This window comes from Pseudomonas sp. 31-12 (assembly GCF_003151075.1).
Lineage (GTDB): Bacteria > Pseudomonadota > Gammaproteobacteria > Pseudomonadales > Pseudomonadaceae > Aquipseudomonas.
The window spans coordinates 2,891,263-2,914,874 of the sequence record NZ_CP029482.1 but is presented as its reverse complement, the minus strand read 5'-3'; the positions used below and the strand labels follow the sequence as shown (position 1 = coordinate 2,914,874).

The 23,612-nt window shown below is 59.7% G+C and carries 23 protein-coding genes, 1 tRNA gene and 2 pseudogenes; 10 read left to right on the top strand and 16 right to left on the bottom strand.

Annotated features, from left to right (window positions below; translation table 11 throughout):
* Positions 1–30 precede the first annotated feature (30 nt).
* Both DJ564_RS13795 and DJ564_RS13790 read left to right on the top strand, forming a co-directional pair.
* The gene (locus DJ564_RS13795) at positions 31–390 is read left to right on the top strand and encodes a DUF6124 family protein (RefSeq protein WP_109630140.1); all 360 of its coding nucleotides are present in this window, start codon (positions 31–33) and stop codon (positions 388–390) included.
* Positions 391–675: 285 nt separating this feature from the next.
* Positions 676–1,596: a LysR substrate-binding domain-containing protein gene (locus tag DJ564_RS13790; RefSeq protein ID WP_109630137.1), complete on the top strand. Its 921-nt coding sequence runs from the start codon at positions 676–678 to the stop codon at positions 1,594–1,596.
* On the opposite strand, the gene DJ564_RS13785 is transcribed toward DJ564_RS13790, so the two are convergent.
* The 5 genes and pseudogenes from DJ564_RS13785 to DJ564_RS13765 form a co-directional block, all read right to left on the bottom strand.
* Positions 1,517–2,110, bottom strand: a complete 594-nt coding sequence (locus DJ564_RS13785; RefSeq protein ID WP_109630134.1) for a DinB family protein — start codon at positions 2,108–2,110, stop codon at positions 1,517–1,519. The two genes, DJ564_RS13790 and DJ564_RS13785, sit on opposite strands and share 80 nt — an antisense overlap.
* A 155-nt stretch (positions 2,111–2,265) precedes the next feature.
* Complete coding sequence (locus tag DJ564_RS13780; protein ID WP_109630132.1) at positions 2,266–3,234, bottom strand: Gfo/Idh/MocA family protein; 969 nt, start codon at positions 3,232–3,234, stop codon at positions 2,266–2,268.
* A 16-nt stretch (positions 3,235–3,250) separates the two neighbouring features.
* A complete protein-coding gene (locus DJ564_RS13775; protein ID WP_109630129.1) occupies positions 3,251–4,138 on the bottom strand; it encodes a Dyp-type peroxidase in 888 nt (295 codons plus the stop codon).
* A 215-nt stretch (positions 4,139–4,353) separates the two neighbouring features.
* Positions 4,354–4,608 (bottom strand): annotated as a pseudogene (locus DJ564_RS13770) (helix-turn-helix transcriptional regulator); the annotation flags it as partial.
* Positions 4,590–4,745: pseudogene (locus DJ564_RS13765) on the bottom strand (twin-arginine translocation signal domain-containing protein); the annotation flags it as partial. The pseudogenes DJ564_RS13765 and DJ564_RS13770, both read right to left, overlap by 19 nt.
* A 431-nt stretch (positions 4,746–5,176) precedes the next feature.
* On the opposite strand from DJ564_RS13765, the gene DJ564_RS13760 reads away from it, so the two are divergent.
* Both DJ564_RS13760 and DJ564_RS13755 read left to right on the top strand, forming a co-directional pair.
* On the top strand, positions 5,177–6,802 hold the full coding sequence (locus DJ564_RS13760; RefSeq protein WP_109630126.1) for an NADP-dependent glyceraldehyde-3-phosphate dehydrogenase: 1,626 nt from the start codon (positions 5,177–5,179) through the stop codon (positions 6,800–6,802).
* Between the two features lie 68 nt (positions 6,803–6,870).
* Complete coding sequence (locus DJ564_RS13755) at positions 6,871–7,890, top strand: FUSC family protein (protein WP_178082299.1); 1,020 nt, start codon at positions 6,871–6,873, stop codon at positions 7,888–7,890.
* A gap of 7 nt (positions 7,891–7,897) precedes the next feature.
* Here DJ564_RS13755 and DJ564_RS13750 read toward each other — a convergent pair whose 3' ends face one another.
* Positions 7,898–8,791, bottom strand: a complete 894-nt coding sequence (locus tag DJ564_RS13750; RefSeq protein WP_109630120.1) for a DMT family transporter — start codon at positions 8,789–8,791, stop codon at positions 7,898–7,900.
* 135 nt (positions 8,792–8,926) lie between these two features.
* On the opposite strand from DJ564_RS13750, the gene DJ564_RS13745 reads away from it, so the two are divergent.
* Positions 8,927–9,364, top strand: a complete 438-nt coding sequence (locus DJ564_RS13745) for an Lrp/AsnC family transcriptional regulator (RefSeq protein ID WP_109630117.1) — start codon at positions 8,927–8,929, stop codon at positions 9,362–9,364.
* A gap of 57 nt (positions 9,365–9,421) precedes the next feature.
* Positions 9,422–9,751 (top strand): YceK/YidQ family lipoprotein, encoded by a 330-nt coding sequence (locus tag DJ564_RS13740; protein ID WP_109630114.1) that lies wholly within the window; start codon positions 9,422–9,424, stop codon positions 9,749–9,751.
* A 59-nt stretch (positions 9,752–9,810) separates the two neighbouring features.
* Here the strand turns inward: DJ564_RS13740 and DJ564_RS13735 are convergent, their stop codons facing one another.
* On the bottom strand, positions 9,811–10,482 hold the full coding sequence (locus DJ564_RS13735; RefSeq protein ID WP_008006561.1) for a Bax inhibitor-1/YccA family protein: 672 nt from the start codon (positions 10,480–10,482) through the stop codon (positions 9,811–9,813).
* A gap of 123 nt (positions 10,483–10,605) precedes the next feature.
* Between DJ564_RS13735 and DJ564_RS13730 the strand changes: the two genes are divergently transcribed.
* A tRNA-Ser gene (locus tag DJ564_RS13730) sits at positions 10,606–10,693 on the top strand.
* A gap of 187 nt (positions 10,694–10,880) precedes the next feature.
* Here DJ564_RS13730 and DJ564_RS13725 read toward each other — a convergent pair.
* The gene (locus DJ564_RS13725; RefSeq protein ID WP_109630111.1) at positions 10,881–11,615 is read right to left on the bottom strand and encodes an SDR family oxidoreductase; all 735 of its coding nucleotides are present in this window, start codon (positions 11,613–11,615) and stop codon (positions 10,881–10,883) included.
* Between the two features lie 194 nt (positions 11,616–11,809).
* On the bottom strand, positions 11,810–12,754 hold the full coding sequence (locus DJ564_RS13720) for a helix-turn-helix domain-containing protein (RefSeq protein WP_109630109.1): 945 nt from the start codon (positions 12,752–12,754) through the stop codon (positions 11,810–11,812).
* Positions 12,755–12,984: 230 nt separating this feature from the next.
* Between DJ564_RS13720 and DJ564_RS13715 the strand changes: the two genes are divergently transcribed.
* The 3 genes from DJ564_RS13715 (at position 12,985) to DJ564_RS13705 (ending at position 15,191) form a co-directional block, all read left to right on the top strand.
* Complete coding sequence (locus DJ564_RS13715; RefSeq protein WP_109630106.1) at positions 12,985–13,749, top strand: SDR family NAD(P)-dependent oxidoreductase; 765 nt, start codon at positions 12,985–12,987, stop codon at positions 13,747–13,749.
* A gap of 185 nt (positions 13,750–13,934) precedes the next feature.
* Positions 13,935–14,192 carry an Atu4866 domain-containing protein gene (locus DJ564_RS13710; protein ID WP_109630103.1) on the top strand — a complete coding sequence of 86 codons (258 nt, stop codon included), beginning with the start codon at positions 13,935–13,937 and terminating at the stop codon, positions 14,190–14,192.
* A gap of 81 nt (positions 14,193–14,273) precedes the next feature.
* Entirely contained in the window at positions 14,274–15,191 is a 918-nt protein-coding gene (locus DJ564_RS13705; protein WP_109630100.1) for an AraC family transcriptional regulator, read from the top strand.
* A gap of 214 nt (positions 15,192–15,405) precedes the next feature.
* Here the strand turns inward: DJ564_RS13705 and DJ564_RS13700 are convergent, their stop codons facing one another.
* The 7 genes from DJ564_RS13700 to DJ564_RS13670 form a co-directional block, all read right to left on the bottom strand.
* Complete coding sequence (locus DJ564_RS13700) at positions 15,406–16,929, bottom strand: FAD/NAD(P)-binding protein (RefSeq protein WP_109630098.1); 1,524 nt, start codon at positions 16,927–16,929, stop codon at positions 15,406–15,408.
* Positions 16,930–17,059: 130 nt separating this feature from the next.
* The gene (locus tag DJ564_RS13695; RefSeq protein ID WP_109630095.1) at positions 17,060–18,247 is read right to left on the bottom strand and encodes an aminotransferase class I/II-fold pyridoxal phosphate-dependent enzyme; all 1,188 of its coding nucleotides are present in this window, start codon (positions 18,245–18,247) and stop codon (positions 17,060–17,062) included.
* A 23-nt stretch (positions 18,248–18,270) separates the two neighbouring features.
* Positions 18,271–19,149: an acetaldehyde dehydrogenase (acetylating) gene (locus tag DJ564_RS13690; RefSeq protein WP_109630093.1), complete on the bottom strand. Its 879-nt coding sequence runs from the start codon at positions 19,147–19,149 to the stop codon at positions 18,271–18,273.
* A gap of 18 nt (positions 19,150–19,167) precedes the next feature.
* Positions 19,168–20,175: a 4-hydroxy-2-oxovalerate aldolase gene (gene dmpG / locus DJ564_RS13685; protein WP_109630090.1), complete on the bottom strand. Its 1,008-nt coding sequence runs from the start codon at positions 20,173–20,175 to the stop codon at positions 19,168–19,170.
* A gap of 45 nt (positions 20,176–20,220) precedes the next feature.
* Positions 20,221–21,249, bottom strand: coding sequence for an AbrB family transcriptional regulator (locus tag DJ564_RS13680; protein ID WP_109630087.1), 1,029 nt, complete (start codon positions 21,247–21,249; stop codon positions 20,221–20,223).
* A gap of 87 nt (positions 21,250–21,336) precedes the next feature.
* Positions 21,337–22,578: an acetyl-CoA carboxylase biotin carboxylase subunit family protein gene (locus DJ564_RS13675; protein WP_109630084.1), complete on the bottom strand. Its 1,242-nt coding sequence runs from the start codon at positions 22,576–22,578 to the stop codon at positions 21,337–21,339.
* Positions 22,579–22,744: 166 nt separating this feature from the next.
* Positions 22,745–23,569 (bottom strand): hypothetical protein, encoded by an 825-nt coding sequence (locus tag DJ564_RS13670; RefSeq protein WP_256597513.1) that lies wholly within the window; start codon positions 23,567–23,569, stop codon positions 22,745–22,747.
* Positions 23,570–23,612: the final 43 nt, after the last annotated feature.

Below are 23,612 nucleotides of genomic sequence, written 5' to 3'. Positions count from 1 at the left end.
TGCGGCCCCTACTACAAAAGGGAAGCATCTATGTTCAAAGTAACGCCCAACCCACCGGACGCCGATCCGGCATCCCCGTATGAACCCGATTCAAAAAAACTCAACGAGGCCGCCGAGCGAGCCCTCGACTTCCACTTCCCATCGAACGCCGACATCAAAGCCACCCCGCGAACCCGCAGCACCCTGTTCTCCGTAGACCCCGAGGCCACGGCCGAAACCCTGGCGGTCTATCTGGTCGAAATACTCGCCTCGGTCGACGTGATGGTCCATCAGTTGGTGGATCACCTGGAGGGAGAGTCGCGCTACGCCCTGCTGGGTATCTCCAACAGCATCATGGTGGCGGAGATCACCGCGAACCGGGTGTTGGACAAGATTGATCTGCCCAAATAAGCGCCGCTTTCTGTGGCGAGGGAGCTTGCTCCCGCTGGGTCGCGAAGCGGCCCCAAAACCTGCAACTGCGGTCATTCAGGTACACCGCATGCACAGGGTTTACGACTGCTGCGCAGTCGAGCGGGAGCAAGCTCCCTCGCCACAGGTAAATCCCTGCGCCACGGGTAGGGCTTTCATTTCAGGTGGGCCTTGCATCACAGGTAACCCCCTCATCACCGGCGCTCTCTCGCCACAGGGTTTGATGCTTTACTGAAAAGACCCCAAAAACCCTGCGAGTACCCCTCCATGAACCGCAACGACCTGCGCCGCGTGGACATGAACCTGCTGGTGATTTTCGAAACGTTGATGTTCGAGAAGAACCTGACCCGGGCCGGGGAGAAGCTGTTCCTCGGTCAGCCTGCGGTCAGTGCTTCGCTGGCGAAGTTACGCGATCTGTTCGACGATCCGTTGCTGGTGCGCAACGGTCGGGTGCTGGAGCCGACCCAACGGGCGTTGGCGATTCTCAAGGAGTTGCAGCCGGCGATGGACACCATCTCCGGTGCGGTCAGCCGGGCCAAGGATTTCGACCCGTCGACCAGCCGTGATGTGTTTCGCATCGGCCTGTCCGACGACGCCGAGTTCGGTCTGTTTCCGCCGCTGCTCAAGCAGATACGCGAAGAAGCGCAGAACGTCGTGGTGGTGGTGCGGCGGGTGAATTACCTGTTGATGTCACCGATGCTCTCCTCCGGGGAGATTTCCGTCGGGATCAGCTACACCACGGAACTGCCGGCCAATGCCAAGCGCAAGAAGTTGCGGGACTTGAGCGTGAAGATTCTGCGTGGCGATAACCGTCCGGGTCCATTGACCCTGGATGAGTATTGCGAACGTCCCCATGCGCTGGTGTCGTTTTCCGGGGATTTGACCGGTGCCATCGACAACGATCTGGCACGCATCGGCCGCTCGCGGCGGGTGGTGCTGGCGGTGCCGCAGTTCTCCGGGCTGCGCGCCTTGCTGACCGGCACCGATATGCTGGCCACGGTGCCGGACTACGCCGCGTGTGCGTTGATCGAAGGCAGCAACCAGCTGCGAGCCGACGACCCGCCGTTTGACATCGTGCTGTCCGAACTGTCCATGGTCTGGAACGGGGTCAACGATAACGATCCGGCAGAACGTTGGTTGCGCTCGCGAATTGCCCAACACATGTCGGCTGAACTGCCGGTGCTCTGAGCGAGTTGAAATCCGGATCGGTCTCGCGCAGAAAGATCGGCATGTCGGTCATCGGCGGCATGGCGGGAATGTCGAAATACATCTGGATCACCCAGCCACGGTGATAACTGGCGTGATTGACCACGTGCAGCAGCATCGCCCCGGCGCTCATGGTGCCGCTTTCGCCCGAGACAAAAGTGAACTCGACGGGTTTATCCAGCGACCTCTCTGTCTGTCGGGCGCTCCAGTTGCAATACCAGTGATCGATCTCCCTTTGCGCCATGTGCAAATCAGCGAGGTCGGGATGCAGCAGATCGTGTGAGGTTTTGAAGCCGTGCCCTCGGCCTTCGAGGTGAGCCTGCCAGATGCAGTCCACGACGTAGATGTGGTTCAGGGTGCCGATCATGTTCTTGAACACCGACACTCGCGCCTTGTTGACCTCTCCCGGCGGCAATGCGGCCAGGCTGTCAAAGAGGCGCTGATCGGCCCATTGCTTGTAATCGGCAAGCATGCGGGCGGTGCGTACGTTGATCATCAGAGTTCTCCCATTACGATGGGCGCACTGGCAAGCATAGACCGCTCGGCGTACCGCATCGCAATGGCTGATAACCGGCACTGCGCCACAACGCAGCCTCGCGGTGGTCGGCAGCTGATCCAGCGATTCCGTTTCGTGAGTGAACTCGGGAGGTTTCAGGTGCGCTTGAGGATCTGGTCCATCACCCAATCGGTTTTCAGCGCCTGTTCGGCCACCGCCGGATGCTGCGAAACGCCACGGATGTGAGCGTTCATGCCCAGCACGTGATGCCACTGGATGTGCTCGTGATGGTCGATGAGCAGGCTCAGGTGCTCATACGCTTCAAGCTGCACCGGGTGTTCATCGAACACTGAAAAACTGATCCGGCCCTTGCTGCCGATCAGCTCGACCCGGTCTTCTCGGCGATCCGCCACGAAATTCCAGCAGCCCATGCCCAGGGCACCCGAAGCGAACCGCCAACTGGCGCTGACGGCGTCTTCGGCGGCATACAAACCGGCCTGCCGCGCGGTGAAACCGGCGACTTCGACGATATCGCCGAGCAGATACTGGAACAGGTCAAGACCATGACTGGCCAGGTCGGCGAAGTAGCCGCCGCCGGCCATCACCGGATTCGTGCGCCAATTGTCGGCGCCACCCAGATCGTTCGGGGAAGGTGCTTTGGTCAGGGTCCAGGACAGATGCCGCACCTCGCCGATCCGCCCCTCCTCCAACCACTGCCGCACTTGTTGAAAGCGCGGTAGCGAGCGTCGGTAATAGGACACGAACAGGTGCAATCCGGCGTCGACAAAGACCTGTTGCATCTCGCGGCTTTGCCCGGCATTCAGCGCCATCGGTTTTTCGACGCAGCAATGCTTGCCGGCCGCAGCGACCATCAAGCTATAGGCATGGTGACTGTCGGGGGGCGTGGCGATGTATACCGCGTCCACCTCGGGATCATCGATCAGCGCCTGTGCATCGGTGTAAACCCTGGCGATGCCGTGGCGTGCGGCGTAGTCGGTGACCGCCTCCAGCCGTCGCCCCATCACTGCCACCAGCGCCGAGCCGGGCGCCTTGTAAAAGGCCGGCCCGCTCTTGCGTTCGGCGACACTGCCACAACCGATCATGCCCCAGCGTACGACGTCCATGTTTTCTCCTTGATCCTTAGCCGATGCGCAAGGCGCGCAGGTCCAGATGACCGTCCTTGAGCGGCGGGCACCAATAGTAACCGCCAGTGATCGGGCGGCTGATGCGGTACAAACCGTCGGTGATGCCATCTTCCAGTCCGCTCATGCGTCGCAGCTGGGCCTCGAACGCATCGAGGGAAAAACCGAACGCCAGGAACATCAGGCCGGCACGATCCCCTTCGATCCACGGCATCGAGCGTCGGACCACGAACGCCTCAGGGGCGAAGCTTTCCTGGGCGGTGCGTTTGACGTGGGCGGAAATCGGCGCGTCATCCAGCTCTTCGTTATCGCTCAAGCGTCGGCCCATGATGTTGTCCTTTTCATGGGACGGCATCGCGTGGAAGCCTTTCAGGTCGTGCTGCCACTGCTGGATCGCGGCGAAGCTGCCACCGACCAGGCCTTCAGCGCCGTCGCCCAACAGCGCGGCGGCCACGGCGGCTTCGTCGTGCGGGTTTTCGGTGCCGTCTTCGTAGCCGGTCAGGTCGTGGCCGGTCATGTGGCGGAAGGTTTCGTTCATCTGCACCAGGCGCAGGGCCGGGGCCAGCGCGTCTTCGATGGCGTGGCTGCGATTGAGCAACTCGCCACGGTCGACGCCATGCAGCCAGCACCAGAGCGCGTGTTGGGTCGACGGGTTGTCGACGCCGACACCGGTCAGCGCCGGAAACGGTCGCAGGCCATCGATCTGCGCGTGCAGCGCCTTGACCAGGGATTCACCAAAGCCGACCACCACCGACTTTCCGTCCACCAGCTGCATCAAGTTATCGAGCGCGGCTGGCAAGGCTTCGGCGGATTCGAGGGCGAAGAACATATGACGGGCTTGAGGCGGAACGGGGGTGGCGAGAATGCCCGGCTGGTAGTAACTCATATGAACTCCTTAAAAAGAGCGCGGAGTTTAACCGGGGATGAGCCTTTCTGTGCACTCCCTGTCGCAGCTTCCTTGTGGTGAGGGGATTTATCCCCGTTCGGCGGCGAAGCCGTCGTGAAATGAGACAACTCGGTGCGCCAGATAGACCGTGCGTTCAGGTTTTACGACTGCTACGCAGCCGAACGGGGATAAATCCCCTCACCACAAGTCAGTTGCTACATGGGATTTGTGGAGAGTGGGGATTCATTGCGAAACGCGCTCGGGCTCATGCCGGTCCAGCGTTTGAAGGCTCGGCGAAAGCTGCGCACGTCGCTGTAGCCGACTTCTTCGGTGATGCGCTCGATGGACAGGTCCGGGTTGGCCAGCAGGCTCATCGTCCGGGCCTGGCGTACTTGTTCCAGCAGCGTCTCGAAAGTCAGCGCATGTTCGGTCAGGCGCCGACGCAAGGTGCGGCTGCCGGCAAGCAACTCTGGCCGCCCGACCAGTTACGCCAGGGAATCAGCCGTGGCCCGCGCAGGAACTCGGCCAACGCGGGGGTTGAGCCCAGCGCGGTGAAGGCGCCAATGACGCTCGCCCGTTGCAGCAGTTGGCGCCGTGTTAAATCCATCGTCATGAATCGCATCCGCCGTTCTTATTGTGGGAATGGCGTTGGCCGCGTCGCCGTGCACCGCCGGGCTTTTCCGCTCATCGCCACAACCGCTCAGCAGCGCGGCGAAGATGCCGCCCATCAACGCCAAACAAAGGCTAGGCTTTTCAGAGACTCGACTGGCCCGCATGGTTGTCCTCTCGTTGGGCATCCCTCGCGGGGAGCACTTTTTATTGTGATCAGGCACAGGTCAACAATAAGGCACCAACGCGCACGGGTTGAGGGCATTGGGGGCCAACAAGGGGGGCATCTGAGGCCATGACCGTAGGTGCCGGCCGTTCCACGATCGAAAACCCTGAACCGCCGAACGATGAGATGAGTCATGACAAGCGAGACCGAGGTCTGCTAAAACGATTCATCAGTTCATCACCCAATCCAGACGGGGTAGCGACATGACCACAGCACATATCCTTGGCAACCTGTTTCCCGATTCAAGTGACATCCCGGAAAAATACCGCCTCGACGGTCAGACCGAGCAGCGTGAATACCTGGTCGATGGCGAACTGAAAACCTGGTCCGGCCCCCTCGCCCAAGTCCGCAGCCCGGTGTACCTGACCGGCGAAAATGGCGACGAACAAGTGATCCTCGGCAGCACGCCGCTGCTCGACGCTGAAACTGCATTGACCGCGCTGGACGCCGCCGTCCGCGCCTATGACCGGGGTCAGGGACTGTGGCCGACCATGCGCGTGGCCGAACGCATCCAGCACGTCGAAACATTTCTGGGCCTCATGCGCGAACAGCGTGAGGCGGTGGTCAAGCTGCTGATGTGGGAGATCGGCAAGAACCTCAAGGACTCCGAGAAAGAGTTCGATCGCACTTGCGATTACATTGTCGACACCATCAACGCCCTCAAGGAACTCGACCGCCGCTCCAGCCGCTTCGAGCTGGAACAGGACACGCTCGGGCAGATCCGCCGCGTTCCACTGGGCGTCGCCTTGTGCATGGGCCCTTACAACTACCCACTGAACGAAACCTTCACCACGCTGATTCCGGCGCTGATCATGGGCAACACCGTGGTGTTCAAACCGGCCAAGCTGGGCGTGCTGTTGATTCGTCCGCTGCTGGAAGCTTTTCGCGACAGCTTCCCGGCCGGAGTGATCAACGTGATCTACGGCAGCGGCCGCGAGACCGTCAGCGCACTGATGGCCAGCGGCAAGATCGATATCTTTGCGTTTATCGGCACCAACAAAGCCGCCAGCGACCTGAAAAAACTCCACCCGAAACCCCACCGCTTGCGCGCGGCACTGGGGCTGGATGCGAAGAACCCGGGGATCGTGTTGCCGGAGGTCGATCTGGACAACGCGGTCAACGAAGCAGTGACCGGCTCGCTGTCGTTCAACGGTCAGCGTTGCACCGCCCTGAAAATCCTCTTCGTCCATGAAGACGTGGTCGAATCGTTCATCGAGAAATTCAACGCCAAACTGGCCACCCTGAAACCGGGTATGCCGTGGGAAAGCGGTGTTGCGCTGACGCCGCTGCCGGAAGCGAGCAAGGTCGATTACCTGCACTCGCTGGTCGCGGACGCGGTCAGCAAAGGCGCCAAGGTGGTGAACCCGAATGGCGGTGAGGCGCGGGCGTCGTTCTTCTACCCGGCGGTGTTGTTCCCGGTGACGCCGCAGATGCGCGTCTATCAGGAAGAGCAGTTTGGCCCGGTGGTGCCAATCGTGCCTTACCGGCATCTCGACACGGTGATCGACTACGTCCTGGAATCGGACTTCGGCCAGCAGTTGAGTATCTTCGGCACCAACCCGGTGGCGGTCGGTCGGCTGGTGGACACCTTTGCCAACCAGGTCGGCCGGATCAACCTCAACGCCCAGTGCCAACGCGGCCCGGACACCTATCCTTTCAACGGCCGCAAAAACTCCGCCGAAGGCACGCTGTCGGTACATGACGCGTTGCGAGTGTTCTCGATTCGCACGCTGGTGGCCACCAAATTCCAGGAAACCAACAAGGAACTCATCAGCGAGATCATCAGCGGACGCAGTTCGAGTTTCCTGACCACCGATTACATCTTCTGAGGACACCAAGCCTGAACACGTTCAGAGCCCATCGACTGCCACCGCTGCTGCGTCGGCTACTGCGTCCGTTGCTGGACCCGTATCGGCGCTATCGCTACGCCAAGCTGATCCACGCGGTCCGCGTGTCGCTGGGGTTGCTGGCATCGATCATGCTGACCACCGGCATCAACCTGCCCCACGGTGAGTGGGCGTCGGTGACGATGCTGGTGGTGATCGGCGGTTTGCAGCACCACGGCAACATCGGCAAAAAAGCCGCCGAGCGCGCCGTCGGCACGTTGATCGGCGCCACCATCGGCTTGCTGTTGGTGGCGCAACAGGCCTGGCTCGGAATGCCGTGGCTGACCTATTTTGTGATGTCGGTGGTGTGCGGATTCTTCTCGTATCACGCCATCGGCAAGGGCGGTTACACCGCGTTGCTGGCGGGGATCACGGTGTTTATTGTCGCCGGGCATGGTGACAACCCGATCTCCGACGGACTGTGGCGCGGCGTGGATATTCTGATTGGCGTGGCGTTGGCCCTGGCCTTTTCCTTCGCCCTGCCGTCGTATGCGGTTTATTCCTGGCGCTACAACCTGGCCAACTCGCTGCGCGATTGCGCGACGATTTACGGGCGCATCATCGATGGTCAGTCCGTCTCCGATGACGAACACCTGAAGCTCATGAATCGCCTGAACGCAGCGATGGTGCAACTGCGTTCGCTGATGCCGTCGGTGTCCAAGGAAGTGAAGATTTCCATGACTGAGCTCGATGCCATCCAGCGCAATTTGCGGATGTGCGTCAGCACCCTGGAGATCCTCGGCAACACCCGGCCCGATGCCAACGATCGCGACGCCATGGCCCATCTGCAATCGAGTTTCAAAGCCGAGCACCGACAGATTCGCGTGCAACTGATCGGCATGGCCCGGGCGCTGAAAACCGGCGCATCACAGCGCCTCAGTCGCCCCGTCGATGTGCCGGTTGATTCAAGTCTCGAAGCGCCCGTTTATAACGCGCTGGACGGGTATCGGTTATTGATCCGCCAGTTCGCATCGAACATCGGCGAGATGCGCCAGCGACTGGCCAAGACCGCGCCGCGCTGGAACATCTGACGCCTGTTTATTGGGTGACCGCGCGACGAGTCTTCAGGCCCCAGCCCTGCTGCATGCCAGCGGCGGCCAGCAGAATCGCGGCAACACCGATCCATTGCAGCGGCTCCAGGCGGTGGCCGAAGGCAAACCAGTCCACGAAAATCGCCGCAATCGGGTAGATGAACGACAACGCGCCGGTCAATGCCGTCGGCAGTTTCTGAATCGCGCCGTACAGCAGCACATACATCACGCCGGTGTGAACGATACCCAGCGTCACCAGGCTGGCCCAGGCGCTTGGCGCTTGTGGCAATGCCGAAAAATGCGCGAAAGGTGCGAGTAACAGCACGCCGGTGCTGACCTGGATCAGGGCAATCAAGTGCGGCGGCGTGCCGGTCAGGTGTTTGATGATCAACGCCGCAATCGCGTACAGAAACGCAGCGCCCAACGCCAGGCCGATGCCCATCAGGTAATCGTTGCCACTCGCGCCCTGCTCGCCATGTGCGCTGACAATCGCCAGCATCCCGAGAAACGAAATACCCAGCCAGAACAGCTTTTGCAGGGTGATTTTCTCGCCCAGGAACAGCGCCGCCAACCCCACCAGCATGAACGGTTGAACGTTATAAACCGCCGTGCCGATGGCAATCGATGCACGAGAATAAGAGGCGAACAACAGCACCCAGTTGCCGACAATCGCCACGCCGCTGAGCACCGCCAGCAAGAACGTGGTGCGGGTGAGGATGCCCGGGCGCAGAAAGCCGAATGCCGCGCAGATCAGCAACAGCGTGCCGGCGCCGAACACGCACCGCCAGAACACCACGTCCAGCACGGGCTGCCCGGACACCAGCACGAACCAACCGATGGTCCCGGAGATCAGCATGGCGGCGGTCATTTCAAATGAACCGCGACGTATTGTTTTGTCCATCATCAGACTCCTGTGATTGAGCCCAAATTATGACAATCCGCCCAAGGGCTTCTCCAGCGCAAAAAGCAGGCTAAACTCGGTTTCTGCCTTTTTTATCAAGGCGTATTCCGTCAACTGCCTAACAGGGGATTTGCCATGACCGACAACATCGACCAAGTGCTCATCAGCGCATTGATGGAAGATTCCCGCCGTTCGCTCAAGGCCCTGGCGCAGATCAGCGGCTTGTCCTCACCCAGCGTTGCCGAGCGTTTGCGCAGGCTGGAAGAGCGTGGCGTGCTCAAGGGTTACACCGTCGAAATCGACCCGAAATGCTTCGGCTATCAACTCCAGGCCATCGTACGGATACGCCCGTTGCCGGGCCAGTTGCAGGAAGTCGAGCGGCAGATTCAGGCCATCCCCGAGTTCACCGAGTGCGACAAGGTCACCGGCGACGACTGCTTCATCGCGCGCCTGCATGTACGCTCGATGGAACAACTGGACACCCTGCTCGATCGCCTCAACACCCACGCCGAAACCAACACCGCCATCGTCAAGAAGACACCGGTCAAGCGCCGCTTGCCACCGATGGCATGAGTGCGGTTTTGATTGGAAACGCGTAAATTGACAGTTTTCCGGCGAAGGATTGGCGGTATGAAAATTCAGGTGGTTTTACTCGCGGCGTTGATGCTGACGGGTTGCGGTACGGTACAGACTGTGCTTCGCGGTGACGAAGTGGCGGCGAAGGATCTCAAGGAGTACAAAAGTTACTGCGGTGCCGTTCCCCGTATCTACAGCGGCGTGACTTACGATTTCTGCATGCTCAATGCCCCCCTGCAAAAAGGACGGGATGCGCAGGTGCATGACAGTGCTCCGGCCATTGTCCTCATCGACGTAGTCATTTCCGGCGCCCTCGATACGTTGCTCCTGCCCTATACAATCTACCGCCAGCAGGCCGATGGCAGCATTATCATCACGGAATGAGCCCTAATTCCGGGCAATAAAAAACCCGCCTGAGCGGGTTTTTTACTTAGAGCCTGCGATTAATCATCGCGGCTCATGATGCCGAACAGCTGCAACAAGCTGACGAACAGGTTGTAGATCGATACATACAGGCTGATGGTCGCCATGATGTAGTTACGCTCGCCGCCATGAATGATGGCGCTGGTCTGGAACAGAATGCAGACCGAGGAGAACAGCACGAAACCTGCGCTGATCGCCAGTTGCAGACCGCTGATCTGGAAGAAGAAGCTCGCCAGCGTCGCGCCCAGCAGCACAAAGAAGCCTGCCGTGATGAAACCACCGAGGAAGCTCATGTCCTTACGGGTGATCAGCACGTAAGCCGACAGACCACCGAACACCAGCGCTGTCATCGCGAAAGCCGAACTGACGACTTCAGCGCCGCCCTGCATGCCCAGGTACCGGTTGAGGATCGGGCCGAGCAGGAACCCCATGAAACCAGTCAGGGCAAATGCCGACACCAGGCCCCAGGCCGAGTCACGGAGCTTGTTGGTGAGGAAGAAAAGCCCGTAGAAACCGATCAGCACCACGAAAATATTCGGGTAGCCGACACGCATCTGCTGAGCGACGAACGCCATCACGCCGCTGAATGCGAGGGTGAGAGCGAGCAAGCCGTATGTGTTGCGCAGGACGCGGCTAACCTCTAGCTGCTCAGCCTGCACGCTGTTATTAACTGCGTAATCCTGTTCGCGCATGGCGACACTCCTGTTGGTTTGAAACGTTCAGTCGCAAAGATCATAACAGACGCTCTGTAACAAGCCATGCAGAGAGTTTGACAGTGTGTTTCATTCAGGTATTATGGCGCCCGCAACGCAAACGGAGGTGTGGCCGAGTGGTTTAAGGCAACGGTCTTGAAAACCGTCGACTGTAACAGGTCCATGAGTTCGAATCCCATCGCCTCCGCCATATTTGTACCGACAAAGCCCTGATTATTCAGGGCTTTGTCGTTTCTGGGGCAGACGATTCCTGTTACGTCGTCATGGCCCGTTTCCGCATTTTTTCCGTAATTTGCCCAGCCCCACCCTGACTCTAGCGCTTTGCGGTCAACTGAAATTGCCCGAGTCAAAAAAGCAGGCTTTCTCCCCAAGACTGCTCAATGCGGGCTAGCAGTAGGACGAACGACAATTTCACTGACATCAACATCGTCGGGCTGTTCGATGGCATAGGCGAGCGCTCGCGCAATGGCATCTGCGTTGAGCGCCACGCGACGGAAGGCTCTCATTTCCTCTCGCGCCACCTCATCGGAAATCGAATCGGCCAGTTCGGATTCGACAACTCCCGGGCAGACCACGGTTACCCGAATCTTGTCCGTTTCCTGTCGCAAGCCATCCGAGATAGCCCTGACCGCGAACTTTGTAGCGCAATACACTGCGGCTGTCGGGGACACCGCAAGGCCGCCGATCGATGAAATATTGATGACCTGCCCGTACCCTTGCGCCTCCATGCCCGGCAAGACGGCGGCAATGCCATGCAGCACCCCGCGAACGTTGACGTCGAGCATCTGGTTCCATTCCGCGACCTTCAACGAGGCCAGAGGAGACAGCGGCATCACGCCGGCATTGTTGATGATCACATCCACCTTGCCGTATTGCGCCTTGGCAAAATCCACGAACGCCTGCATTGCACTCAAATCCGTAACGTCCAGCGCGCAGGCACTTGCCGAGCCACCTTCGGCCCGGATCTCGCTCACAAGTTTTTCCAGACGCTCAGTACGACGGGCACCAAGCACCACGCTGGCACCTTTGGCTGCGATCAGCCTGGCCGCAGCTTCGCCAATACCACTGCTTGCCCCGGTAATCAGTACGACTTTGTTGTGGATGCTCGACATATCCTTATCTCCTGCTCTATGCATTGAATGTCAGCGCTGACCGCTGGTAGCGCGGGCACGGCTGCTGGGTACGTCGAAAAGGTTAAGGGCACTTGCCTGATCGACGCGTGCCGAAACCTGCGCAATCTTTGCCTATTCGTGTCTGTGCGCAGGGGCTGGCACATGATGGTATCGTCTGGCTTAAGGGGCGGCACTCAAGCCCCACGAAACTCGCTGGGCGTTACGCCAACCTCACGACGAAACACCTGGGAGAAGTGACTTGGGCTTGAGTAGCCGACCTCCAGTCCGACGTCGATGACGCTACGCCGGGTCTCAAGCAACAGCTGCCGCGCGCGGACCATGCGCAAGCGAATGAAATACTGTGAAGGCGACAGTCCCGTAGCACGCTTGAACATGCGGCTGAAGTGGTAGTCACTTAGCTCGGCGAGCCTTGCCAGCTTTGCCAGGCTGAATTCAGCGCTCAGATGCGCAGTCATCGCGTCAGTGACTTTGCGCAGCTTGTACGCTTGTAATGCGTTGACCCGACGCCCAGGCTGGATGTCGCAGAGATAGGTGCGCACAAGATGTACTGCCAGCGCTTGTGCCAGAGAGCGGGCGAAAAGGGAGCTGGGCGAGCGCTCTTCGACCCACTCAGTGCGCAACTGCTCCATGACAAACGCAACTCGTGCGTCCCGTGCACCTGATACATCGCGCAACCGTACAGCCCTTACGTGTTCACCCAGCAGCTCCCTCGAAGCTTGCTCGATCAGCGGTAAACCCAGATAGAGGTGCATGACTTCGAAGGTATCGCCCCCGCGAGTCTGCCAGCGCATTTCATACGGCTCATCGGAACTGGTGAGGAAGAAATCGCCAGCGCTGACATCTGCCGCTTCCCACTCTCCACCCAGTACGCGCTCCTCCACCCTCGCCGCCCCCGCCAGCACCAGTACGAGCAGCGGCTCCACCACCGCAGGCACCAGAATGGGTTCAATGACGCTGCAATGGGTGAACAACTGAATCACAATGTCCTTGATTTCCGGGTGCGCGGATAAAGCCTGCGGCTCGCCTGGCAGGTATTCACGCATCGACTCCCCAGTGATGCGTATGCCTGGGGAGGATGTCGACGCCTGTTCCAGGGACGGCCGCTCGGTATTCGCCATGAACATGTCCTTTTCAACTCGGTTACGCAAAGCCAGGTGCGCTTCTCCCGCTCATTGAACAGAGCGCCAAGCCTTGCCCAATTACATTCAGCGCAAAACTCCGACAGCTTCGGCAAACCCGCGAAAGCCGGCTTCCCCTCGTTGCGTGAAAGTACACCTGTCGCCGATGACAGCGCCTTGCAGGCGCAGGAACGGCACACCCTTACTGGATCACAACGCTGGAGAACATCATGACCGATATCAACAACAGCACGCCAAACGAAGTAGCAGGCAAAGTCGCTCTGGTAACTGGCGCGGCCAGTGGCATCGGCAAGGCGATCGCGCTTTTGCTGCACGCCCGCGGGGCGAAGGTCATCGCCGAAGATATGAACCCCGAGGTGGAGACGCTGGCTCGCCCGGGCCTCGTCCCCCTGGTAGCCGACATCACTCAGGACGGCGCCGCGGAGCGCGCGGTCGCATTGGCTGTCGAACAATTCGGTCGGCTGGACATCCTGGTCAATAACGCCGGCATCATCATCAACAAACTGGTCATCGACATGACCCGTGAAGATTGGGAGCGCATTCAAGCGGTCAATGCCACGGCGGCATTCCTGCATAGTCGCGAAGCGGTCAAAGCGATGATCCCTAATCAATCCGGTTCGATTGTCAACATCGCGTCCTACGCATCGTATTTCGCTTTCCCTACCATTTCAGCCTACACCGCCTCCAAAGGTGCGCTTGCCCAACTGACGCGCACCCTGGCGCTCGAGGTCATTGCCCACGGCATCCGTGTCAATGCCATCGGCGTGGGGGATGTGGTGACCAATATCCTCAACGAGGTGGTCGACGATGGCCCTGCATTTCTTGCCAGACACGGTGAAGCCGCCCCCATCGGCCGCGCAGCACAACCGGAGGAAATCGCTGAAGTGGTCGCCTTCGTCGCCTCGGATCGGGCCAGTTTCCTGGTCGGCTCGGTGGTCATGGCCGACGGCGGCATGACCGTGACTGCCGGGTGAACAGCCGCAGCAATGAACCTGCCAGGCATTGCCGGCGATCCCGAGAGGATCAGGCAAATCTGCGACAGTTTCGATCTAACGCCGCTCCACTCAGCTACGTAATCTGAAAACACGCAACGGATGCAGAAACAGGCCACGGCAGGCCCCTCAGCTGAGCAACGTCAATGAATCGAGGAGAGCACCTTATGAAAAATGCCAAAGACGCCGTTCACGATCATCGTTACGCAGGCATGTGGGTCACTGCTGATGGGTTCATCCGTCACGAGCTTCTGGAGACTGGGCGTTACGATGAGGCCCGTGGTAAAAACAGGAGCGCCTATCAAGGCCGCTACGAAATGGTGGGCAACTACATCCAGTACTGGGACGATAGCGGCTTCACCGCCGATGGGTATTTTCAGGACGATGTGCTGTATCACGCCGGCATGGTTCTTTTTCGGCAATGAGCGATTTGATGATGTCGGGTGTATGCCGTCTGCCTGGACAGCCCCAGGCAGGCCCTATTAAACATTTGTGAGAGCTTTGAAATGGAACAAAGCGATGCTTTCATCCTTCAAAACACAGCCATTTACCGCGACGAACTGGTCCGTCTACTGACACAACGGTTTCCGGCGCCGGGTCTCTATGAGACCGCCATAGCGCCTCTGCATGTCATTCGTTTTGACACTCCCTCCGAGCTTATCCATACCGTTCACAAGCCGGCACTTTGCCTGATCGTGCAAGGGCAAAAGGAAATCGGCCTGGGTGACGACCGTTACCTGTACGACCCACTCAGTTACCTGGTGGTATCGGTGACACTTCCGGTTTCTGGTCGTGTGCTGGTGGCCAGCCCCGAGGCGCCCTATCTGTGTATCCGTTTTGATTTCGAGGCTACGGACATCGCTCAGGTCATCGCCGATGCTCCTCCGACGGGAGTCCCGGACGAACCGGAACTTGGTCTTTTCCTTGAAAAAGTCGATGTTCCCCTGCTGGAAACAATGCTTCGGCTGGTGCGATTGCTAGAGACGCCACGGGACATCGGCATGCTGGCGCCGCTTGCCTTGCGGGAACTGTATTATCGCCTCGTACGAGGTGTACACGGCCGCCGTCTGTATGAGCTGGCCCTCGGTGATTCGCAAACGCGGCGGGTGACGCGAGCAATCGATTGGTTGAATAACCACTACACCCAACCATTACGCATCGAAGAGCTTGCCCGGGTAGCCAATTTGGGCAGCTCTACTTTGCATCACCGCTTCAAGGCAGTGACGGCCATGAGTCCGCTGCAGTATCAGAAGCAACTCCGTCTGCAGGAAGCCCGCCGTCTGATGCTCGGCGAAGGGCTGGATGTGGCGAGTGCATGTTATCGAGTGGGCTACGAAAGCCCATCGCAATTCAGCCGAGAATACAGTCGTCAATTCGGGTGTCCGCCATCCAGGGATACCAGCCGAACTCGCCGCCCTGCGTGAAAAGCCATACTTGAGTAAATGCCTGGCTGGGTGAGACGCGACTGAAGGCCAGGGTTGTCTTTTTCATGACGCTTCATTTCACCTGTTTCAAACTCGATTCTCATCGTGTTCTGACTTCAAATAGGTCTTTGCCCACTCTCGATAACTGTCCGCCAGTGTGTAGAGGCAGACGTTCGGAATGTCAGGCCACTCACCACTGCCGCGCCGCTGATTTTCAGACATGCTCTTCCACGCGCTCAACCCTGTGCGTTTCTTCGCGCCATTGCAGCGCGTCCGCGCAACAGAAGGCGTGTCGCCCGTTGATTTCCAGCGCAGAGGTGAAGAAGAACTGTCCCACGGTCAGCTCGCCAACCGCATAAATCTGCCGCGCCGAGCCCGTCCGGCCCTGAATGCGGTAGGTATCCGGGTCGACGCAGATGCCCCCCATAGGATGACAGGTGGCCGTGCCGTTGTTGATCAGCGAGCTCAGCAAGGTCGACTCAATGAGGTTCGCATCTCGAGGAAAGCCCGTTGCGTAGATCACCCGATCATAGACATGCTCACAGCCCGCCACCCGAATGCTCAGTCCCGGCACATCAACTGGCTCGGGTGCGGTAAACGCACCGGGGATGAACTCCAGCTGGCCGCTTCGCAGGTAACCGAGGATCTTGCGCGCGTTTTCCGCCGGGATGGAGACGCGGTAAGCCATGAAGAAGCTGAAATACTCTTTCATGAACCTGGCTTGTGCAGTGTCGTCCAGCGCCTGCCAAAGGTGTTCGATGAAGCCGTTGGTTGCATAGAGGATGGCCTGCCAGATACGCGGTGCTTGCGAGGCATTGATCTCGTTTTCGATGAAGCTGATGACGTCAGCCGGCGGTGCTGGCAGAGGGATCACGGCACTCGCCGAGGCCGGGTCGTGGGCGGCCAGTTCCTTGCGAAACAGTGCGACCAGATCACTAATCTGCAAAGGCCCGTTTTGCGCGACCAGCGCGCGAACACCCTCGCGGGTCAGGTGCTGGAGCTCGACGCGCTCCTGGGTTGCGCGAACCACGGGGAAATAGCCGCTACGCGAATGCATGCGAATCAACTCGCGATGCCCGCCCTCGATCAGCGCGATCACCGTGTCAATGGCGCTCAACCGCGCACCGATGACGGCCACCCGCTCGTCCGGGGAGATTGTTTTGAGCAGGCGCGCAACCGGATAGGGTGTCGCCAGGACGCGCTCGTCGTGCTGGTCCGGATCAATTTTCTTGGCCAACGGCCCGCAGAACAGCAAGACCTTGTGCGTGGCGATACTCAGCCCGCATTGCGTCCGCACGGTCTCCATTCCGTCAATCAGATCGATAGCGCAGACCTCGGCATTCATCAGCACCAATTGGCAGCCGAGCGAGGCGCCACGCAATACGATCTTCTTGATCTGGTGCTGCAAATAAACGCCGAACAAGGCCCGCGGAGCAAAGCTCTCCGGGGTCGGACAAAACTCGGGAAAGGCATGCCGCCACGCCCCGGGATGGTCCTCTAACCAACGCTGGAAATGACCAAGGAGATGCGGATAGGGCGTAATGAAACCTGTCTTGGTATTGAGGATGTTGCTCTGCAAATCAGCCTCATATGCCGCGCCGCGCCCGAAGTCTTCGCGTTTTTCGAAGAGGTAAATGGTCCCGGCCGGTGCGTTGCATGCCGCGACGCGATCCAGGTGACGTTGCAGGAATGCGATAGCCGTCGCGCCGCAGCCTACGATTGCAAAGGCATTTTTCATCAAGGTATTTCCTTATAGTGAACCGCTTCCCTTACGTGTGTTTCCTCCCGGCAGCAGACGTGGCGCAGCCAGCCCCCCCCGTTCCAGGACACTTCAACGTCGCCAGACCTCGCCCCTGCCAGACCGGTAATCACGAAACGGCAGACAGGAACTCTCTCAAGCGCGCGGCCCCGGACCTGACCTGCTCGACATCGCTGGAGTACGACAATCGCGCATGACCCGGTGCGCCAAAAAAGCTGCCGGGAATCAGCGCGACGCCGTATTCCTCCAGCAGCAAGGCGCAAAATGCCTCGTCATCGGCGATCAACCTGCCGTGCAGGGATTTGCCCAGGACCTGGCTGATATCCATGAACAGATAAAACGCCCCCGCTGGTTCGCAGAACCTCAGGTGTGGCGCCCCCTGCAAGTCGGCGAGCAATGCCTGGCGCTGACTGTACAAGCGGTCTCTTGCGGCGTAGGAGAACGCCTGGTCACCGCTGAAGGCCGCCGCTGCCGCAGCCGCCGCGATCGGCGGGATATTGGAGATCGAGTTGGAATTGAGCGTGGTGACTGCGGCGGCAATTCGTTCATTGGCCGCCAACAGCCCGACGCGCCAGCCCGGCATTCCATAGAGTTTGGATACGCTGTCGATCTTGATGATGCGGTCGCTCAGATCCGGTGCGACCGACAGCAGACTGGGGCAGCTATCCATGTCGTAGACGAATCGCTGATAGACGTCATCCGAAATGATCCAGACATCCTTTTTACGCAGCACCTGTGCCAACGCAGCGAGTTCCTCGGCGCAATACACGGCGCCGGTAGGGTTGCCCGGCGAGTTCAGCATCACCACCTGCACCTTGTCGGACAAGGCTTCTTCAAGGGCTTGCGCCGTCATCTTGAAACCGGTTTGCGCCGAGCAGGTGACGTTGACCACGCCCGCTCCGACCAGATCGGCAATGTCGAAATAGGTCGGCCAGCAAGGGGTGGACACGAGGATCTCGTCGCCGGGGCGGATGATCGCGCGCAGCACACTGAACAACAGGTGCTTGGCGCCGAGGCCGGCCACCAGATTCTGCTCGCGATAGTGCGTGAACCCCTGTCCATGCAGGTAACCCAGATACGCCGCCAGCAGCGCTTCATCTCCGCGGCTTGAGCCATAACCGCCGGTGTGTTCGCAGGCAGCTTTGACGGCCGCTTCGACGATGTGCGGCGCCGGAAGAAAACCCGGCACACCGACACCGAGATCGATCACTGGATGCAGGGTTTCCCTGACTTTCTGAACGACACCCAGGATCGGGCAAAACCGTGCAAATTCGAGATCTGGCGAAAGAGTAGGCATAAAAGTGGCTCCGTGACGCTGAGTCAGGCTGCGCGTTCGGTCACGCGGGCTCGGGCCATAAGCGCGGCCATGTGAGTGGCGGTCGCCGTGATGATGTCGAGGTTGCCGGCGCTTGGATCGAGAAAGTCCCCTGCCCCTTCAACGCGCACCATGGTGAACAAGCGGCCCTCGCTGTAATGCAAATCGACGATGACCTGATACCCAGGCACGGCAGACTGCACCTGGGCCACGGCACGTTCCACTTCACGACGGGTGGCGGCCAGATCCACCGTCTCGATCAGCGCCGAAACCGCGGTCTGCATAAAGACATTCGGCTTGGCCGGATTGATGTTGAGGATCGCCTTGACGTCCTTGCAGCCGGTGAAATGGCTCAGCGCATGCTCGGTGGTAGTGATGTAGTTGCTCAGGTTTCGCCGAGTGGCCGGGCCGGCGCTTTCGGCGCTGATCGATGACACCACTTCGATGTAGCGCACGCCCGGATTAGCCCGGGCGATCGCGGCCGCAAGCGGGATGGAAGCCTGGCCACCACAGGTGATCATGTTGATATTGCTCGCCTCGGTCAGCTCCTCGCCGTTGAGGGACGGCACGCACAACGCGCCCAGAGAGGCCGGGGTCAGGTTGATGATCGCTTTCCCGGCCTCGATCAGGCGCGGTGCGTGGGCTTCATGGTCGGCAGCCGAGGTGGCATCGAACACCAGATCAAATTCGTTGATCCGGGCAAACAGGCCGTCGATGCCGTCCGCGGTGGTGGCGACCCCGCGCTCACGGGCAAACGCAAGGCCTGATGAGTGCAAGGAGCGACCGGCAACCAGCGTGCAATCCAGATTCGGATGGGCCAGCACCTTGCACAGGATGTCGCAGCCGATATTGCCACTGCCGATGATGGCGGTTTTCAAAGTCATTTTTTTTCAGCTCCAGAGTCAGGCGACGACGGGTTGTGAAAGGCGGCTGGCCACCGAGATGATCAGGTCTTCCTGGCCGGCCACTGCGTTGCATCGCGCAAGCTCTTCATAGATTTTTCGCGGCTCGACGTGAAATTCCGCCGCCGCGCGCGCGACGTGCTTCTCGAACCCGCTGCAAACGCCGTAGAGGCCGCTGATCAGATTGGCAGTCTTCACCACCGTGGGAGTCCTGACCGGAGCTGAGTCCTCAAGGCTCTCGACGGCGCGGCAAAGGTCAAAAACCTTCACCCCGGTCTCGAATTTGTAGCGTTCAAGCACCGCGCACAGCACCTCCAGCTGGGTATTGCCGGCACCCGCGCCAAATCCGCGCATGCAGCCATCAATGATGGTCGCCCCGGCCTGGGCGGCTGCCAGCGAGTTGGCGACCGCCAATCCAAGATTGTTGTGGCCATGGAAGCCCACGGGAATAGCAAGCTCCCTGACCAGCAGGCCGATTTTTTCGCGGGTGCTGTCCGGGTCAAAGTGCCCCGCCGAATCCATCAGAACCAGGGCATTGGCGCCATAGCCCTGCTGCTTCAATGCTTCTTCGAGCAACGTTTCGGGGCTGGCCATGTGAGTCATCATCAGCACGCCCTGGACGTACGCGCCCTTGGACCGCGCATGCTCAATGTAGCTCTCGGTCAGGCTGGCCTCGGTGCAATGGGACGCGATGCGCAGTACGTCGACGCCGATCTGCAGTGCGGTATCAATATCGCTCAGCCTGGCAAACCCGGGAATCATGTGGATGCCGAGCCTGGAATGCGTCAGGTTGGCTCGCGCCGTTTCGAGCATCTCGCTGTCTTTGTAGCGCGCAAGTCCGAGTTGCAGGGAGGACGCACCCAGGCCATTTCCGTGGCCGACTTCTACAACGCTGAGGCCGCAGCCATCGACCGCGCGGCAGTAGGCGGCAATGTCCTGCAGGCTCAGCGTATGGGAGACAGCATGATTTCCGTCGCGCAGCGTTGGGTCGTGAATTGCAATACTCATCGAGATCAAGTCCTTGTCATTCGAAGTTTTTTGCAGCCATTACGTTCAGGCTGAGGGTTTTTCCTGCAGCAGCCGTTTGGGCAGGAACGCCGGCGAAATATGGATGATCGACATCCGCACCACGTGATTGAGCATCACAAAGGCAGGATCGAGCTTGAGCAGCAAAGCCGCTGCGGTCATCACCTCGACACCGCCCGGAACCCACGACATGAACAGCGAAAGAAACGGCTTGCCAGTCAGCTTGCTGAACGCGAAGGCGACCAGCAGTGTCGTGCAGAACGTCAGGGCAGTAACCACCAGCCCGGCGCGGATGTAACGCACGAAATCCTTAAACGTGATGTCCTTGAGGCGAATGCCGATCAGGCCGCCGAGCAGGATCAGCGCAACGATCGCCAGCGGATCGGGAACATGCAGATGGACTTGAGGAAAACCGACGTTGACCGCCGCGCTGCAAACTAGCCCGGTCAACATGTAAGGCGCGGGAACATCGAAGCGCTCCAGCAGATAACCGGCCACCACCGCCGCGATCGCCGGAGGGATCACGCCAAGGTAATTATCAAGCGTGCCCAGTACCGGCGCCGCGCTTTCGGCGTGCCCACCGGCAATGATCGTCACCACCAGCAACAGCGCGAGCAAGCGGACAATGTGCACGAACGCGATGCGCCCGGAGGCCGGGCCCTCCTCTCCCGAGACGGTCATCACCGCCGCCATTGCGCCGGGAATCGACCCGAGCAGGCTTTCTATATGCCCCCAGCGCTCCATGCGCCGTAGCCAGTTGTAGCCGACGAAAACCTGCGTGGTCATGCAGATGAGCAGACCGACCAGAATGCTGAAGTCCGTCAGCTCATGCATCATCGAGGCGGTGACGATGGAGCCGACACTGACCCCGAGCAGCAACTGCACGGTGGCCACGAACGGATACGGCATGCGCATGCGCACGCCCATTTTACTGAGCGCCGTGACCAGGCAGATCGCGCCGATCAGCTCACCCAGTGGAAGCCCGGTCAGGTAACCGAGCCATGCGCCCAGGGCCGCCACGGGAATCGGGATAAGGCTTTCAAACACTGTCTTCATTGGATATCCACTTTTCTGCAGGCGTGACGAGTCCGTCCAGCCCAGGGAGGTCAGCTCGATTAATGTCGAATGAGAGTACGGCAGGGTCTATATCGCGGCGGCGATTTCGCTGTCCGACCAGTCGCAACTCTCGTGGAACCAGGCCTCGACCTGATGCAGCTTGTCGCGCAACTCGGCCTCATCCCGACCTGCCACGATGGCGTTGAGGATTTCCGAGTTGGTGAATTCCATGCCGCCATAGGAAGTCATCTTCCTGGCGGAAATCCGGTACTCCAGGACACCGTCGAGCGGGCAGGTTTGCGGAACGTCGCGCAGCAGACCGACCCGTGGCGGGATGCTGATATGCCCGACCATCCGCAGCGGCGCGGCCATTGGCTCAGGACGGTAGAACGGATCATGCAGCGCGCGCAGGAAGCTCATCCGCGGATCAATGCCCCAGGCGTGGGTCAGCTCCTGATTGAAGAACACCCCACCCAACCGCGAGGCGATTTCGCAGAGGACGATCTCGTCATTTCCATCCACGAAAAGTTCGAGATGAAACAGCATGGTCGGATCAGATGGCAGCACCTCTTCAACCAGCGAACGCGCATAGCGAACCAGCCTGTCGCGCATCGGGTTCTCGGCGTCGAGCATGTGCAGGTCATGTGATTTGCCGCCGAGGAAATCCAGCGCCGAGGTCATGACCCGAACCGGTGAAACCAGGATCGGGCGGCCATCGATGTACAGGCCATTGACGATGTAATGGCGGCCACGTACATAGCTTTCGATCATCAGGTTGTGGAACGTGCTTGAAGTGCGCCCGGCCAGCCATTCGCGCAGCTGCTGCGCATCGTCGAGCACCTCCACGCCGTTCGAGCCGCGGCCATCGCAAGGCTTGATGACCACCGGGAAACCGAAGCGCTCGCTGAAGCGAACCGCTTGCGTGGCATTGCTGATCAATGCCATTTCGGCGATGGCAAACCCGCAGTCCCTGGTGCGTTGTTTCATCAGGAACTTGTCCCGGTAAAACGAGGCGCGATCCTCGGCACCCACCGTAATCCCGAGCCGATCATTGATGCGCGCCACCCGCAGCACATCGATCTCGGCCAGCGCCACACACAGCGGCGCATGGAGCTCCCGTGCAAGCTCATAGACATCGATCTCGACCAGCGCGCTGTCGTTAAAGTTGTCGAAGAGCTGAAAGTGGACGGTATGGCCCAGATGCGCCGCAATCTCTTGAGATCGCGAGGCACAGCTCAACAGCATGCCCCCCTGGCCAAGCGCGGCAGACCAGCTCGCGGCAGAGTGCTGGAAAAGAATTTTCGGCGGGCAAAAAACAATGAGCTGCATGCGGCTTTCCTTGCAATCTTCCATAGTTTGTAAATCTCCAACTTCAGGCACATCACATCCACGCCGGATCCGGAGCCTCAGTATCTTGATAAAAACCTGAAGGACAGGCCAATACCGATGCCGTCGTTATTGATACTTTCCCAAGCGCTGGTCAGATCGTGGTCTGTCAGCCCAGGTATTGGCCGCACTCACGCATCACCGCAGCCTTGCGCTGCAGGTATTGGCCGAAGATTTCCTGGGCGGCGAACTTGACCACCACGATGCCCATGACATCGACGAACTCCTCGACCGCTGCCACCGCGTGGGCGAAGTGATTGCTTTCGGTGCCGCCGGTGTGCACGGTGACCCAGGCAACGGTGGCCCGTACCTTCGCGGGCGGCACGCCCATGTCACGTTCGAACCATTGCTTGAACAGCGGATGAATGAACTCCACTTCACCGTGGGTGTAGACCTCGTGAACCAGGGTGACCAACAGCCCCTGCAACAGGTCGCGGTCACGCAGGCGTTGCGCGTCCGTCCAGTCCTTGAAGGCCTGCGCCGATGGCAGGCAATTGCCTGTCAGCAGCCACTGATCGTCACCGCAGATCCGCGTTGCCATGTTGTAAAAAAGTTCGGAATGCAGCGTGTTGCTCAGTGCGCCGAGGTCCTCGTCGGTGATCCGTTGCAGGTTGCCGCAGATTCGGTAGAGCCGTTGCGCCGCTTCGCCCCACTGCTCGGAACGCGCCAGCAGCGTGATGCGGTTGGCCAGGCCGGACACACTGGCCGCCGAGTTGTTGGTTTTCGACCAACTGCCAAAGAACTTGCGCAACTGCGGCGCCGCATGGCGGCGTGAGGTGAGCGTCTGAAACGTACTTTCGATGTCCAGCAATTCCGATTCCTGGCTGCGAAACGCATCCACCAACGCTTGCTTCAAAACCCCGGCCGGCATCAGCTCCAGCACCGGTTCTATCACGTTCAACAACTGGCTTTGCAGCGTCAGCAGGTTACTCACGGTCATCTCTTTTTTCCTTGTTGGATGATGATTTCAGGCACAT

What these genes read in the sequence shown, in the direction of transcription:
- DJ564_RS13790 (WP_109630137.1), top strand. Translation starts at nt 676, where the DNA reads ATGAACCGCAACGACCTGCGCCGCGTGGACATGAACCTGCTGGTGATT.
- DJ564_RS13715 (WP_109630106.1), top strand. Translation starts at nt 12,985, where the DNA reads ATGACCGATATCAACAACAGCACGCCAAACGAAGTAGCAGGCAAAGTC.
- DJ564_RS13700 (WP_109630098.1), bottom strand. Translation starts at nt 16,929, where the DNA reads ATGAAAAATGCCTTTGCAATCGTAGGCTGCGGCGCGACGGCTATCGCA.
- DJ564_RS13795 (WP_109630140.1), top strand. Translation starts at nt 31, where the DNA reads ATGTTCAAAGTAACGCCCAACCCACCGGACGCCGATCCGGCATCCCCG.
- DJ564_RS13745 (WP_109630117.1), top strand. Translation starts at nt 8,927, where the DNA reads ATGACCGACAACATCGACCAAGTGCTCATCAGCGCATTGATGGAAGAT.
- DJ564_RS13705 (WP_109630100.1), top strand. Translation starts at nt 14,274, where the DNA reads ATGGAACAAAGCGATGCTTTCATCCTTCAAAACACAGCCATTTACCGC.
- DJ564_RS13775 (WP_109630129.1), bottom strand. Translation starts at nt 4,138, where the DNA reads ATGAGTTACTACCAGCCGGGCATTCTCGCCACCCCCGTTCCGCCTCAA.
- DJ564_RS13710 (WP_109630103.1), top strand. Translation starts at nt 13,935, where the DNA reads ATGAAAAATGCCAAAGACGCCGTTCACGATCATCGTTACGCAGGCATG.
- DJ564_RS13675 (WP_109630084.1), bottom strand. Translation starts at nt 22,578, where the DNA reads ATGCAGCTCATTGTTTTTTGCCCGCCGAAAATTCTTTTCCAGCACTCT.
- DJ564_RS13750 (WP_109630120.1), bottom strand. Translation starts at nt 8,791, where the DNA reads ATGGACAAAACAATACGTCGCGGTTCATTTGAAATGACCGCCGCCATG.
- DJ564_RS13780 (WP_109630132.1), bottom strand. Translation starts at nt 3,234, where the DNA reads ATGGACGTCGTACGCTGGGGCATGATCGGTTGTGGCAGTGTCGCCGAA.
- DJ564_RS13735 (WP_008006561.1), bottom strand. Translation starts at nt 10,482, where the DNA reads ATGCGCGAACAGGATTACGCAGTTAATAACAGCGTGCAGGCTGAGCAG.
- DJ564_RS13740 (WP_109630114.1), top strand. Translation starts at nt 9,422, where the DNA reads ATGAAAATTCAGGTGGTTTTACTCGCGGCGTTGATGCTGACGGGTTGC.
- DJ564_RS13725 (WP_109630111.1), bottom strand. Translation starts at nt 11,615, where the DNA reads ATGTCGAGCATCCACAACAAAGTCGTACTGATTACCGGGGCAAGCAGT.
- dmpG (WP_109630090.1), bottom strand. Translation starts at nt 20,175, where the DNA reads ATGAGTATTGCAATTCACGACCCAACGCTGCGCGACGGAAATCATGCT.
- DJ564_RS13680 (WP_109630087.1), bottom strand. Translation starts at nt 21,249, where the DNA reads ATGAAGACAGTGTTTGAAAGCCTTATCCCGATTCCCGTGGCGGCCCTG.
- DJ564_RS13690 (WP_109630093.1), bottom strand. Translation starts at nt 19,149, where the DNA reads ATGACTTTGAAAACCGCCATCATCGGCAGTGGCAATATCGGCTGCGAC.
- DJ564_RS13760 (WP_109630126.1), top strand. Translation starts at nt 5,177, where the DNA reads ATGACCACAGCACATATCCTTGGCAACCTGTTTCCCGATTCAAGTGAC.
- DJ564_RS13785 (WP_109630134.1), bottom strand. Translation starts at nt 2,110, where the DNA reads ATGATCAACGTACGCACCGCCCGCATGCTTGCCGATTACAAGCAATGG.
- DJ564_RS13720 (WP_109630109.1), bottom strand. Translation starts at nt 12,754, where the DNA reads ATGGCGAATACCGAGCGGCCGTCCCTGGAACAGGCGTCGACATCCTCC.
- DJ564_RS13695 (WP_109630095.1), bottom strand. Translation starts at nt 18,247, where the DNA reads ATGCCTACTCTTTCGCCAGATCTCGAATTTGCACGGTTTTGCCCGATC.